This is a genomic window from Pantoea rodasii (genome assembly GCF_002095465.1).
Taxonomy (GTDB): Bacteria; Pseudomonadota; Gammaproteobacteria; order Enterobacterales; family Enterobacteriaceae; genus Pantoea; species Pantoea rodasii.
Genome location: NZ_MLFP01000010.1, coordinates 58,335 through 72,262, shown reverse-complemented (window position 1 = coordinate 72,262; position 13,928 = coordinate 58,335). Strand labels below are relative to the sequence as shown.

Annotated in this window: 10 protein-coding genes, 1 tRNA gene and 2 pseudogenes; 4 read left to right on the top strand and 9 right to left on the bottom strand. The window is 56.7% G+C overall.

All coding sequences use genetic code 11. The features are described from left to right. Positions 1-399 carry a helix-turn-helix domain-containing protein gene (locus HA45_RS14240; RefSeq protein WP_100701568.1) on the top strand — a complete coding sequence of 133 codons (399 nt, stop codon included), beginning with the start codon at positions 1-3 and terminating at the stop codon, positions 397-399. Here HA45_RS14240 and HA45_RS14235 read toward each other — a convergent pair. The 6 genes from HA45_RS14235 to xylF form a co-directional block, all read right to left on the bottom strand. Further along, complete coding sequence (locus tag HA45_RS14235; protein ID WP_100701567.1) at positions 353-1,204, bottom strand: AraC family transcriptional regulator; 852 nt, start codon at positions 1,202-1,204, stop codon at positions 353-355. The two genes, HA45_RS14240 and HA45_RS14235, sit on opposite strands and share 47 nt — an antisense overlap. A 263-nt stretch (positions 1,205-1,467) precedes the next feature. After that, a tRNA-Sec gene (locus HA45_RS14230) sits at positions 1,468-1,562 on the bottom strand. 61 nt (positions 1,563-1,623) lie between these two features. Further along, complete coding sequence (xylR, locus tag HA45_RS14225) at positions 1,624-2,802, bottom strand: D-xylose utilization transcriptional activator XylR (RefSeq protein ID WP_100701566.1); 1,179 nt, start codon at positions 2,800-2,802, stop codon at positions 1,624-1,626. 93 nt (positions 2,803-2,895) lie between these two features. Then, positions 2,896-4,068 carry a xylose ABC transporter permease XylH gene (xylH, locus tag HA45_RS14220; protein ID WP_100701565.1) on the bottom strand — a complete coding sequence of 391 codons (1,173 nt, stop codon included), beginning with the start codon at positions 4,066-4,068 and terminating at the stop codon, positions 2,896-2,898. Beyond that, positions 4,061-5,581, bottom strand: coding sequence for a xylose ABC transporter ATP-binding protein (locus HA45_RS14215; RefSeq protein ID WP_100701564.1), 1,521 nt, complete (start codon positions 5,579-5,581; stop codon positions 4,061-4,063). The genes xylH and HA45_RS14215 overlap by 8 nt, the downstream gene beginning before the upstream one ends. A gap of 26 nt (positions 5,582-5,607) precedes the next feature. Further along, entirely contained in the window at positions 5,608-6,600 is a 993-nt protein-coding gene (xylF, locus tag HA45_RS14210; RefSeq protein ID WP_100701563.1) for a D-xylose ABC transporter substrate-binding protein, read from the bottom strand. A 295-nt stretch (positions 6,601-6,895) separates the two neighbouring features. On the opposite strand from xylF, the gene xylA reads away from it, so the two are divergent. The 3 genes and pseudogenes from xylA to HA45_RS14195 all read left to right on the top strand — a co-directional run bounded on the left by xylA (position 6,896) and on the right by HA45_RS14195 (position 10,838). Further along, positions 6,896-8,218, top strand: coding sequence for a xylose isomerase (xylA, locus tag HA45_RS14205; RefSeq protein WP_100701562.1), 1,323 nt, complete (start codon positions 6,896-6,898; stop codon positions 8,216-8,218). Between the two features lie 18 nt (positions 8,219-8,236). Continuing rightward, the gene (gene xylB, locus HA45_RS14200) at positions 8,237-9,679 is read left to right on the top strand and encodes a xylulokinase (RefSeq protein WP_100701561.1); all 1,443 of its coding nucleotides are present in this window, start codon (positions 8,237-8,239) and stop codon (positions 9,677-9,679) included. Between the two features lie 227 nt (positions 9,680-9,906). Then, positions 9,907-10,838 (top strand): annotated as a pseudogene (locus HA45_RS14195) (GlxA family transcriptional regulator). Here the strand turns inward: HA45_RS14195 and HA45_RS14190 are convergent. The 3 genes and pseudogenes from HA45_RS14190 to HA45_RS14180 all read right to left on the bottom strand — a co-directional run bounded on the left by HA45_RS14190 (position 10,823) and on the right by HA45_RS14180 (position 13,920). Continuing rightward, positions 10,823-11,766: pseudogene (locus HA45_RS14190) on the bottom strand (acyltransferase). The pseudogenes HA45_RS14195 and HA45_RS14190 sit on opposite strands and share 16 nt — an antisense overlap. Positions 11,767-12,006: 240 nt before the next feature. After that, positions 12,007-13,122: a mandelate racemase/muconate lactonizing enzyme family protein gene (locus HA45_RS14185; RefSeq protein WP_058961141.1), complete on the bottom strand. Its 1,116-nt coding sequence runs from the start codon at positions 13,120-13,122 to the stop codon at positions 12,007-12,009. A 36-nt stretch (positions 13,123-13,158) separates the two neighbouring features. After that, positions 13,159-13,920 carry a GntR family transcriptional regulator gene (locus HA45_RS14180; protein WP_100701558.1) on the bottom strand — a complete coding sequence of 254 codons (762 nt, stop codon included), beginning with the start codon at positions 13,918-13,920 and terminating at the stop codon, positions 13,159-13,161. Positions 13,921-13,928 lie beyond the last annotated feature (8 nt).

Below are 13,928 nucleotides of genomic sequence, written 5' to 3'. Positions count from 1 at the left end.
ATGGATATTCAGGCAGCCTGTATGCATCAACTGATGCTGTGGATCGAAGACAATATTGAACAGCGGCTGACGCTGGAAACCGTTTCGCGGCGCGCTGGCTATTCGCAGTGGCACCTGCAGCGCATGTTCCGCAGTCACACCGGTATTGCGCTGGGCAGCTATATTCGCGAGCGAAAACTCACGGCATCGGCGATTGCCCTGATGAACGGCAATATGCCGCTGCTGGAGATTGCGATTAAGTATGGTTTTGAGTCGCAGCAAACGTGGTGCCGCACCTTCCGCCGTATGTACGATCTGCCGCCCGGCGCGTTCCGGCGTAAATATCTGCACAACCTGCCGGACATTGACGGGCCTACGAGTCTTCTGATGTTGCAACCGCAGACGCGTCAGGCGGCGTAAAGTACTTACCGGGCGTGGAACCAAAGGCGCTGCGGAAGGCGCTGATATAGCTGCTAACACTATCAAAGCCGACCTGCCACGCCACCTGCTGCACGCTTTTACCCGCGGCCAAACCTTCCAGCGATTTCAGCAACCGCGACACCTGGCGATATTTACTCAGGCTCATGCCCACCGCGCTGGCCCAATGGCGGCTCAGGCTGCGCGGACTCAATCCCGCCCACTGCGCCAGTTCCGGCCCGGTGCGAATATCCGAGGGATCGTCCATCAGTAAGCGAGCAATCTGACGCAGGCGCGGTTCTTCGGGCAGCGGCAGCGTCAGCGCATGCTCGGTGGATTCATACAGCTCATCGAGGAACACATCGCAAAGTCGGTTATAACGCTCGCTGCCCCAGCTATCCGGCGACAAACTTGCCAGCCGCTCGGCCAGCGGCTCCAGCACCGAAGGGCAGGAGAGCAGCACTGGATGCTTTGGCAGCGGCGCGGTGAGTGCCTCATCCACCAACACTGTCCAGCCGAGCACGTGCCCCGGCCCGATAATTGCGTGTTCATAATGCGGTGGAATCCAGCCCACCAAACGTGGCGGATTGGCGAAGATACCCGAGGGTGTGTTGACCGTCATCATGCCCTGTTTCAGGCAGTAAAGTTGTCCGGCGGCATGTCTGTGGGTGCGGCTTTCGCGATCCAGCTGTTTCGATAATGATGCCGCAATCACTTTGGGTGCATTGGGGTGTTGCAGCATTTTGCGCAGTTCTTCCGCGCGCGGATCGCCGGAGAAGGTGAGCTTGTCGTTGGGGTGGATGAGCATGGGTGATTCCGCAATAGCCAGCGTGAAAGACAGTATAGAATCATGAACAAGCTGATTTTTAAACAGAGCTCAGTTGTTCGGTTTTACCGAATAACTGCATTGTGCAGGCGAGGTAAAGAGATTGGAACAAGTGGCGGAGAAGAGTGCAGAAGTAAAGTGCCAACGTTGCTCTACATCCTCAGGCTGAAATTTTCCAACTTGTAATGATGACTTACAAGTTGCCTAAGCCAATCATTTAGAAATGAGTAACAGTAAGATGAAGGTGGCGGAAGATCACAGGAGTCGAACCTGCCCGGGACCGCTGGCGGCCCCAACCGGATTTGAAATCCGGCCGCCTCACCGGAGACGACGATCTTCCTTTGAAGATGCCGCGCAATTATATCCATAACCCAGCGCGAAATCTTGATCTTAGCCGTGCGCTACAGCACGTTCTCGCCGTGAAGTTGGCGATATTCCTTAGGTGTGCTGGCGTAGCTCTTCTTAAACACTGAATAGAAATACTGCAACGACGGGTAACCGCACATCTGCGAAATCTCATTGATGTTCAGTGAAGAGCTGGCCAGCAGCTCGCGCGCTTTCTCCAGCTTTTCACGATGGATCATGGCGTGGATGGTATCGCCGGTCTCATCCCGGAAGCGCTTCTCCAGATTGGATCGTGACATGCCGATTGCATCCAGCACCTGCTCGACTTTAATCCCTTTGCAGGCATTAAAACGGATGTAGTGCATGGCCTGAATCACCGCGGGATCGTTGAGTGAGCGGAAATCGGTGGAGCGGCGGGCAATCACTTTCACGGGCGGCACCAGAATGCGTTGCAGCGGTAAGGATTGTTTATCCAGTAAGCGATGCAGCAACTTCGCGGCTTGATAGCCCATCTGCCGCGTGCCCTGTGCGACGGATGAGAGCGCCACGCGTGACAGATAGCGGGTCAGCTCTTCATTATCAATCCCGATCACCGTCAGCTTTTCTGGGACCGGAATTTTCAAATGTTCGCAGGCTTGAAGCAGGTGACGCGCGCGCGCATCAGTGACGGCGATAATGCCGGTTTGCGGCGGCAGGGTTTGCAGCCAGTCGGCGAGGCGGTTCTGCGCGTGCTGCCAGTTTTCCGGGGCGGTTTCCAGGCCCTGATACACCACGCCCTGATAACGTTCACGCATCACTAACTGGCGAAACGCCTGCTCGCGCTCCTGCGACCAGCGTTTGCCGCTGGACGCCGGTAAACCATAAAACGCGAAGCGGTTGATGCCTTTCTCTTTCAGATGAAGGAAAGCACTCTCTACCAGCGCGGCGTTGTCGGTGGCGATGTAATGCACCGGCGGATAGTCTTGCGGCTGATGATAAGAGCCGCCTACGCCGACAATCGGCACCGGCACATTGGCCAGCAAGGTTTCGATCGAACTGTCGTCGTAATCGGCAATCACGCCATCGCCCAGCCATTCACGAATATTCTCAATGCGGCAGCGAAAATCCTCCTCAATGAAAATATCCCAGTCGGTTTGCGAAGCCTGCAAATACTCGCCAACGCCTTCAACCACCTGGCGGTCATACACCTTGTTGGCGTTGAACAGTAACGTAATGCGGTAACGTTTCTCATGCATGGTGGCGCGTCCCTTTAAACCCTCAGCGCATTGCATAGCACGGCGGCAAGGAGAGCAGAAATGGTTTGCGCCACAGTGTGATCGCCCACGCGATTACACCCGGCGACGCGTTGCGGTATCCATCCACACTGCCAGCAACAAGATGGCCCCTTTGACGATGTACTGCCAGAAGGTCGGCACATCCATCATGCTCATGCCGTTATCCAGCGAAGCCATAATAAAAGCGCCCATCACCGCACCGGCTACCGATCCCACACCGCCCGCGAGGCTGGTGCCGCCAATCACGCAGGCTGCAATCGCATCCAGTTCCGCGATATTACCGGCGGAGGGCGAACCGGCACCGAGACGCGAGCTAAGTATCAACCCAGCAATCGCCACCATCACACCGTTGATGGCGAATACGGCTAGCTTGGTGCGCGCCACGTTAATCCCGGAAAGCCGTGCGGCATCGATGTTGCCGCCAATCGCGTAAATCCGGCGGCCAAAGGCGGTACGTGTCGCCATAAACATGCCTGCCAGCAACAGCAGTGCCAGCAGTAACACCGGCGTGGGCACGCCACGATAATCATTCAGCAACCAGATCGCACCGAGCACCAGCACCGCGGTGATCGCCTGACGCGCCACTGTGCCCGTTGCCGCCGGTTGGGCCAGTCCCAACTGCTGACGGCGCAGACGTAAGCGCCATTGCCAAAGAATGAATAGCGCTAACCCAACAAAACCAAAGCCGAAGCCCACGCCGCCAGGCAGATAACTTTGCCCAATCTGCGACATCGCCGGGCTGGTTGGGGCGACGGTGGTGCCATCGGTAATCCCCACCAGGATGCCGCGAAATGCCAGCATGCCCGCCAGCGTGACGATGAACGAAGGTACTTTACGGTACGCCACCCACCAACCATTCCAGGTGCCGAGCAGCAGGCCCATAACCAGCGTAACGACAATGGTGAGCGGCAGTGGCCAGCCGAGCCAGACATCAAAGATGGCTGCTGCACCGCCGAGCAACCCCATCATCGAACCCACGGACAAATCGATCTCGGCGGAGATGATCACAAACACCATGCCGACCGCGAGGATGCCGGTGATCGCTGTCTGGCGCAGCAGGTTGGAGACGTTGCGCGGGCTTAGCCAGGCGCCGTCGGTAGTCCAGGTGAAGAACAGCGCGATCAGTACAATCGCACCCAGCATCACGAAGACCTGCAGATTTAATCGCGGGAATTTTCCCGGTGCGGGCGTGCTCGGCAGGCTTTGCGTACTCTCAGTCTTAAGCATAATGTTCACTCCGCAGAGCGGCTTCCATCACCTGCTCCTGAGTCAGATGGTTGTTAATCAGATCGGCCTTGATTTGCCCTTCATGCATCACCAAAACGCGATCGCTCAGGCCCAGTACTTCGGGCAGCTCGGACGAAATCACAATTACCGAAATACCCTGTTGCACCAGTGCGTTAATCAGCAGGTAAATCTCCTGACGTGCGCCGACATCAATGCCGCGCGTAGGCTCATCGAGAATCAGGATTTTGGGATTGAGCAGCAGGCACTTAGCCAGAATGGCTTTTTGCTGATTGCCGCCGCTGAGCCGTCCAATCGCCAGCTCGGGCGAGGACGTTTTGACGCGCAGACGGCGTATCGCATCGTTGATCGCCTGCTGTTCGGCGGCTTCGTCCAGCGTGGAAAGGCGATGGCTGAACTGATCGAGCGCCGCCAGCGTGATGTTTTTGCCCACCGCCATCAGCGGCACGATACCGTCTTTTTTACGATCTTCCGGCACCATGGCAATGCCGTGTGCAATCGCCTCGCGGCAGTCATGGATCTTCACCGGCTTGCCGTTTATCGAAATCTCGCCCTGCCAGCGGCCCGGCCAAACCCCAAATAGACACTGAACTGTCTCAGTGCGACCGGCGCCAACCAGCCCGGCGATACCGAGAATTTCGCCGCGCTTAAGGTTGAACGAAACGTTATTTACCCGGCGCACATGTCGATTGACCGGATGCCAGGCCGTAAGGTTCTTCACTTCCAGTATCGTGTCACCAATCTCATGCGGCTGGTGTGGATAGAGCGCCGTCAGCTCACGGCCGACCATCATGGTGATGATGTCATCCTCGCTCAGACCCGCCGCCGGGCGCGTGGCGATATGCTGCCCATCGCGGATTACGCAGATGGTGTCGGAGATGGCTTTTACTTCATTCAGCTTGTGCGAGATGTAGATACAGGCAATGCCGTGCTCGCGCAGGTTGTTGATGATGCTCAGCAACACCTCGGTTTCCTGCTCGGTGAGCGAGGAGGTGGGTTCATCGAGAATCAACAGGCGCACCTGTTTGTTGAGCGCGCGGGCGATTTCAACCAGCTGCTGCTGGCCGAGCCCCAGCTCACCTACTTTGGTATCAGGCGAGACTTCCAGTTTCACCCGCGCCAGCAGCTGCTGGCAGCGCAGCGTCATGGTTTCATCATCCACCATGCCAAAGCGGCCTAACTCGGCACCCAGAAAAATGTTCTCCATCACCGTAAGCTGGCGCACCAATGCCAGCTCCTGATGAATGATGACAATGCCTTTGCGTTCGGTATCACGGATGGTCTGGGCCTGAATCGGATCGCCGGCAAAGTGAATCTCACCGTCAAAATCGCCGTGCGGATAGAGTCCGCACAGGATTTTCATCAGCGTCGATTTGCCAGAGCCATTTTCGCCGCACAGTGACATCACTTCGCCCGCCTCAAGCCGCAAGCTGATGTCATCCAGCGCTTTCACCGCGCCGAAGCGCTTGGTGATGTGGTTCATTTCCAGCAGCATCGCTGTTTTCCCTCGCAGCAGGCGCTTTAGAGATCGCTCTGTTTGTGGAAACCGTCTTTCACCACGGTGCTTTCGATATTGTCTTTATTCACCTGAATCGGTGTTAGCAGGCGAGACGGCACGTCTTTCAGGCCGTTATTAAGAGTGCTATTACTACCAGGCGTTTTGTTATCGCCCAGTTCCACGGCGATTTTGGCGGCTTCAGTGGCGAGTTCAGTGATCGGTTTATACACCGTCATGGTTTGGGTGCCGTTCATGATGCGTTTGATGGCGGCGAGATCGGCATCCTGGCCCGAAATTGCCACTTTGCCCGCCAGACCTTGCGCACTCAGGGCCTGAATCGCACCGCCTGCCGTGGCGTCATTGGAGGCGACGACCGCATCAATGTGGTTACCGTTGGCCGTCAGTGCATTTTCCATGATTTTCAGCGCATTCTCGGGCAGCCAGGCATCCACCCACTGATCGCCGACCACCTTAATGCTGCCGTTATCAATGTAAGGTTTTAACACCTTCATTTGTCCGGCGCGGAACAGGCGGGCATTATTATCTACCGGTGAGCCACCCATCATAAAGTAGTTACCCTTAGGCACCTGTTTAACAATACTTTCAGCCTGTAATTCGCCGACTTTTTCATTATCGAAAGAAATATAAAAATCGATATCGGCGTTATTTATCATGCGGTCATACGCCAGCACTTTAATGCCTTCACGCTTGGCTTCCGCCACCACATTACTTAATACCTGACCGTTGTAAGGAATGATCACCAGCACATCGACACCGCGGTTTATCATATTTTCTATTTGCGACATCTGCGTTTCTTCATTGCCGTTGGCCGACTGGACAAAAACCGTGGCCCCTAACGATTCGGCTTGCTTAACAAAAATGTCGCGATCTTTCTGCCAGCGCTCAAGGCGTAAATCATCGATCGCCATACCGATTTTCACTTCTTTTGCGACACCGGCATGGCTAAACAGGGCCAGCGCAGCGCAGACGGCTAACAGCGTGTGTTTCATTTTCATCATGGTCATCCTGTAGGTAGAGGCTATTGTCGTTGTAAGGCTATGAACCAGGCGGATGAATTGTTGCCCTGAGTGTGAAGTAACATCAATTACTGATTTTTATCCTGCTATTACGTTTTTTGTTTATTTTCTGTTTTATGAGCGCGATCGAAATTTGCTGATTTTTGCGAGCCTGCGCACAATTAATAATTATCTTAATTTGAGTGTGAAATATCGTAATTGAGACTTAAGGCAACACCTTAGCAAAATAATGATTCACTGCTGACCATTCGGGTCTGATGCTAAGGAGCAAACCATGCACGCTTATTTCGACCAGCTCGATCGCGTTCGTTATGAAGGGGCCAAATCCACCCATCCGCTGGCGTTTCGTCACTACAATCCCGACGAAGTGATCCTCGGTAAAACCATGGCGCAGCATCTGCGCTTTGCCGCGTGTTACTGGCACACCTTCTGCTGGAATGGGGCGGATATGTTTGGTGTGGGTGCGTTTGATCGCCCGTGGCAGAAAAATGGCGATGCCCTGCAGCTGGCGAAACAGAAGGCGGACGTGGCCTTTGAGTTCTTTCACAAACTGAATGTGCCGTATTACTGCTTCCATGATGTCGATGTTTCACCCGAAGGCGATTCACTGCACAGCTATCGCGAAAATTTTGCCGCCATGACTGACAAGCTGCTGGAAAAACAGCAGGAAACCGGTGTGAAGCTGCTGTGGGGCACGGCGAACTGCTTTACCCATCCTCGCTATGGTGCCGGTGCGGCCACCAGTCCCGATCCAGAAATCTTTGCCTGGGCCGCGACACAGGTGTGCAGCGCAATGCAGGCCACACAGACGTTGGGCGGTGAGAACTACGTGCTGTGGGGCGGACGCGAGGGTTACGAAACCCTGCTGAATACCGATCTGCGTCAGGAGCGGGAGCAGATTGGCCGCTTTATGCAGATGGTGGTCGAGCACAAACACAAAATTGGTTTCCAGGGCATGCTGCTGATTGAGCCAAAACCGCAGGAGCCGACCAAACATCAATATGACTACGATGTGGCGACCGTGTACGGCTTCCTGAAACAGTTTGGTCTGGAGAAAGAGATCAAAGTTAACGTTGAAGCTAACCACGCCACGCTGGCTGGTCACTCGTTCCATCATGAAATCGCAACGGCCATCGCACTGGGAATTTTTGGCTCGGTGGATGCCAACCGCGGTGATGTGCAGTGTGGCTGGGATACCGACCAGTTCCCGATCAGCGTGGAAGAGAATGCGCTGGTGATGTACGAGATCATCAAAGCGGGCGGATTCACCACCGGCGGCTTAAACTTTGATGCCAAAGTGCGCCGTCAAAGCACGGATAAATATGACCTGTTCTACGGCCATATTGGTGCCATGGACACCATGGCGCTGGCGCTGAAAGTCGCAGCACGCATGGTGCAGGATGGCGAGCTGGATAAACGTGTGGCGCAGCGCTACAGCGGCTGGAATGGTGAGTTCGGGCAGCAAATTTTGAAAGGCGAGTTTTCGCTGGCGTCACTGGCCGCGCATGCTCAGCAGCAACAATTGAATCCGCAGCATCGCAGCGGACGCCAGGAGCAGCTGGAAAACCTGGTGAATCACTATCTTTATGATTTCTAACTGCATCAGGAGCTGAACATGGTTATCGGGATCGATTTAGGCACCTCTGGCGTCAAAGTGGTGTTGCTGGATGCGCAGGGGCAGGTGATTGCCGTGGAAACCGCGCCGTTGCAGGTGTCGCGTCCGCAGTCGTTGTGGAGTGAGCAAGATCCCGAGAGCTGGTGGAAGGCCACAGACAAGGCGATGCAGGCGCTGGCGCAGCAGCACGATCTCAGTGATGTCGGCGCCATTGGTCTGACGGGGCAGATGCACGGTGCGACGCTGTTGGATGCCGATAATCAGGTGCTGCGTCCGGCGATTCTGTGGAACGACGGTCGCAGCAGTGAGCAGTGTCGGGAGCTGGAGCAGCGCGTGCCGGAATCGCGTCACATCACCGGCAACCTGATGATGCCGGGCTTCACCGCGCCCAAGCTATTGTGGGTGCAGCAGCACGAGCCGGACGTGTTCAAGCGAGTGGCGAAAATCCTGCTGCCCAAAGATTACCTGCGCTGGCGGATCAGCGGTGATTACGCCAGCGACATGTCCGATGCGGCAGGCACGATGTGGCTGGATGTGGCTCAGCGTGACTGGAGTGATGAGATGCTCAGCGCCTGCGATCTCAACCGCAGCCAGATGCCCGCGCTTTATGAAGGCAATCAGATTACCGGCACCTTACTGCCAGACGTTGCCGCACGCTGGGGCATGAACGCCGTGCCGATCGTCGCGGGCGGCGGCGATAACGCAGCTGGCGCGGTGGGTGTTGGCATGGTGGCGCCGGGTCAGGGCATGTTGTCGCTCGGCACCTCCGGCGTCTATTTCGTGGTAAGCGATGGCTATCTCAGCAATCCGCAACGTGCGGTACACAGTTTTTGCCACGCGTTGCCCAAGCGCTGGCATTTGATGTCGGTGATGTTGAGTGCCGCATCCTGTCTGGATTGGGCAGCGGCATTAACCGGCTGTAAAGACGTGCCTGAGCTGCTGGCGGAAGCGGAAAAAGCCAGCCGCGAAGCCGCACCGATTTGGTTCCTGCCTTATCTCTCCGGTGAACGTACCCCGCACAACAATCCACAAGCCCAGGGCGCATTTTTTGGTTTAACCCATCAGCATGGGCGTCCTGAACTGGCGCGCGCGGTGCTGGAAGGCGTGGGCTTTGCGCTGGCCGAGGGGATGGACGCGGTGCATGAATGCGGCGTACAGCCGCAAACCGTGATGCTGATCGGCGGCGGTGCGCGCAGTGCCTGGTGGCGGCAAATGCTGGCGGATATCAGCGGATTAACGCTGGATTATTGCCACGGCGGCGAAGTGGGCCCGGCGCTTGGTGCCGCACGCCTGGCGCAGCTGGCGATCGATCCACAAAGCGAATGGCCGTCGCTGGAGCTGGCACAACGGCATCAGCCCGATGCGGCCCGCCATCAGGCTTATCAGCCGCAGCGTGAGAAATTTGCGCAGCTGTATCAGCAGCTCAAACCGCTGATGTCTTGATTCGGTTAGGTGATGGCCGGATTAGGTCGTGGTTTTAATATTTATTCCGCTATGATGGGCAAATCGGGTTAAAATCTATGGCCTGAATTGCCCTCAGTACTTCTGCACTAGCGGTGAGGATGTGCTGGAGGTTGAGGCAGCTGCCCCATTGACCTCGTCCCTCGAACGGTTCTTTTCCGCCATGCAAAGGTTGAGGGTAAAACACATCACCCACTCTGGAGTTCCTGATGCCGCAGCCCGTTTATTTCCTGGTTCTTCCTGGCGTGATGGCGCTCGATCTCACTGGCCCGGCGGAAACCCTGCAGCTGGCGGATGGTTTTTTGCTCTGCACTACATTGGCCCGCAGGCCAGCGTGCGCTGCTCCACCGGCATGACGATCGCGGATATTGCGCCACTTCCTGAGCAGCTACCCGATAACAGCCTGCTGGTGGTGCCTGGCGTGTACGACTCCAAAGTCTGGTTCGATACGGCACCCGCTGCCGCTGCCCGCGACTGGTTACGCTCGCAGCAGTCCGCCATCCACGCTAAGCGCATCACATTAGTCTGCATCTGTTCCGGTGCATTGCTCTCGGCGCAGGCGGGATTGCTGAATGGCGTGCAATGCACCACCCATCACGATGTGTTGCCGCGTCTGAAAGCCGCCGCACCGGCCGCGTTAGTGAAAGATAACCGCGTGTTCGTGGAAGATCATGGCATCTGGACCAGCGCAGGCATCACGGCGGGTATCGATCTGGCGCTTCATCTGATCAACCGACTGTGTGGCGCGCCGCTGGCGTTGAAGGTGGCGCGGGAAATGGTGGTGTGGTTCCGACGTTCTGGTGACGATCCCCAGCTCTCGCCGTGGCTGCGTTATCGCAATCATCTGCATCCGGCGATTCATCGGGCGCAGGACGTGATGATTGCTCACCCCGAACACGACTGGTCGCTGACCGCGCTGGCCGATCGTGCGCACGTCAGCGAACGCCACTTAACGCGCCTGTTCCGCCAGCATCTGGGGATCAGCGTGCGTGAATATCATGAACAGCTGCGTTTGGTGATTGCACGCCAGCGCCAGCAGCAGGGCGAAGCGGCAGAAAAAGCCGCGCTGGCGGCCGGATTCTCCTCGGCACGCCAGCTACGTCGCGCCCATCAGCGCTGGGACGATCAACTCACCAGATGATGTTTATCCACGCGTTTTAACAGCATCGCCAACAGTAAGCTGCCGATCAGCGTAATACCAAACACCCACGGCAGATCGAGCCACGGACGTGACATATCGTCGTAATGGTTGGTGCGCAAATAGTGGATGAACAGCGCATGAAAGCCATAAATCGGAAGCGAGTAGCGCGAGATCATCGCCAGCATCGGCGGGGTATGGCTGTTGAGCCTGTTTTTGAACAACACCAGCAAGCTAATGGCGGCGATAAACACCAGCGGACCGCAGTAAAGATACCAGGTGTCGTTGAATGCGCCATTGATTTTTAGCATCTGTTTGGTGCCAAGCGTGATACCAATCCAGCAGGCGATAAAACCTAATCCCGCTAACCAACTGATGCCGCGCTTGTCGGTTTCCATGCAGCCAATCGCCCGCCCCAGCAGCGCGTACAGCAGGTAGTAAATGCTGTCACCGCTGACGTAAAGATTCACCGGCAGCCAGTGGAAGGGACCCAGCGACTGACTCACGGTGTTGGGATTGGCCAGCACCGCCAGCACGATCACCAGCAATGCCACGTAGCGCGGCTGCACGCTTTTCACCTGAATCAGTGGCGACAGCAGATAAATACCGATGATGGCGAAGAAAAACCACAGGTGATAGAACACCGGTTTTGCAGCAGCTTCAGCAGCGAGCGGCCTTCACTGATCGGCGTCAGCCAGGTGATATAGGCCAGCGCGACCGCGCTGTAGAACAGCAAGCACAGCACGATGCGCAGCAGATGCCGCCCTTGCGCGCTGCGTTCGCCAAAGAACAGATAGCCTGAAATCATAAAGAACAGCGGCACACAGACGCGCGACGCGGAGTTGAGCAGATTCGCCACATCCCAGCTGGTGCCCGTGACCGCCATCGGTCCGGTGATATACCAGGTGGTGGTGTGAATCACGATCACCATCAGGCAGGCAACCGCACGCAAGTTGTCGATCCAGTGTATTTTTGCGACATGCCTTCCTCAAGCGCAGAACGTCCGTGCGAAGAAGGGTAGCCACAGCGTGATGCGTCAACAACCTTTAGGACTGAAATTCGGATCACTCTGTTAGCGGGGGCGCGGTCTGGTAGCGGCGCAATTTATTGCGCGTGGTGTAAAAAACGCGCGATAAATCGCTCCACTACAAAGTGCGTGCTGAGCGGTGGCTTAATCGCGGACGAGGAACTTCTCGATCACCGCTTCGTTTGGCTCGACACCCAAACCTGGCTCGCTCGGCAACCAGGCGTAACCGTCGGCGATGCGCACCGGGTTTTTCGCCAGCGAGCGGCTGATTTCACCCGGCTCCACGCAATACTCCATCACCAGCGCATTCTCAATCGCACACAGGAAGTGCAGCGAGGCGGCGGTGTTGATATCGGTGGTGAAGTTGTGATTACACACCTTGCGGCCACGGCTGTGCGCGTAGCTGGCGATCTCCATCGCCTGGGTAAAGCCGGTACGCGTCAGGTCGATCTGCACGATGTCGATGCCGCCTTCGTCAATCAGGCGCTGGAAGCCAACCACCGAACACTCTTGCTCACCGGCGGCGATGTGCTGCTGGCAGGCGGCGGACACCTGGCCGTAACCGGCGTAGTTATCCGGGTGCAGCGGCTCTTCGATCCAGAACAGGTTGAGATGTTCATAGCGCTGGCTGCGGCGCACGGTGGTTTTTGCATCCCAAACGTGACCGACATCCAGCATCAGATCTACGCTATCGCCCATCGCGGTGCGCAGCGCTTCCAGATAACGCAAATCCAGCGCTTCATCGGTGCCAAACGGCTCCCAGCCAAACTTCACGCCCGTGTGGCCAGTATCGATGGCGTGCTGCGCGCGCGCCACTGTCTCTTCGACGCTGTACTGGAACATGTTGGAGGAATAAACGCGCATTTTGTCGCGCATCGCGCCGCCCAGCAGTTCAACAATCGGTTTGCCCAGCGCTTTGCCTTTGATATCCCACAGGGCGATATCAATGCCCGCCATCGCCTGCAACACCGCACCGCTGCGACCGTAGTAGATGGTGGCTTTGTGCATCTTCTTCCACAGACGACCGGTCTCCAGCGGATTTTCGCCGATCAGCAGCGATTTCAGTCCGGTGACCATAGTGTGCGAATAGGGCGCTTCGATAATGGCTTTGGTGACATATGGGCTGCCATCCACTTCACCCCAACCGGTGATGCCCGCATCGGTGGTGATTTTGATTAGCAGTGCATCCTGCGAGCTATCGGTGCGCTGCTCAATAACCGGCAGGCGCAGATAAAACGCTTCAACGTTGGTGATCTTCATCGTGGTTTTCCTGGTGTAAAGGCAATCAATAAAGCATCAGCCCACAGCGGAACGCTGCTGTCGGCGCTGCGTAATCAAGGTCTCGTAATCCACATCCAGCGCCTGAATGCGGATGTGGTTTTCAATCTCATCGGTCATCTGCGCGATATCGCCTTCGGCGAACACGTTGATCAGCCGTTGGTGCTCCTCAATGATGTCGCTCATCGATTTGCCCATGGTGGAGAGGCCGAAAATCACCGTCAGCTGGCGGGCAATCGATTCCCACAAATTGCTCAATACCGGGTTGTGGGCGAAGCTGCACAGCGTGCGATGGAAATCGGTATCCGCCGAGGCAAAGCCATACACATCCTCGTTTTGCATCATGGTCTGCATCTGCGTTACGCCCTGATACAGCTGACTGAGCTGCTCGGCACCGTTGCGTCCGGCTTCAATGGCACGGCGGCAAGCCAGCGTCTCCAGCGGGATGCGCACATCAATGATCTGCTCCAGCCGCTGATGGGAAATCTCCATCAAACGAATGCCTTTGTACGGCTCGCTGGTGACGATGCCCTGGCTCTCCAGAATGCGCAGCGCTTCACGGATCGGCACGCGGCTCATGCCGAGTTTCGCCACCAGATCCGGCTCAACGACGCGATCGCCGGGTAAAATCAGCCCGCGTGAGGCGGCGCTGAGAATCGCGTCGACGGCGTGATCGACCAGCGTGCGCGGACGCGCGGCTTGCCAGTTGCCGTCTGTTGCGGCTTCCTGCGCCAGCGGTGCGCTGCTTTTACGGCTTGGGGTGGATGATTTTCCTGCCATGGTGATTG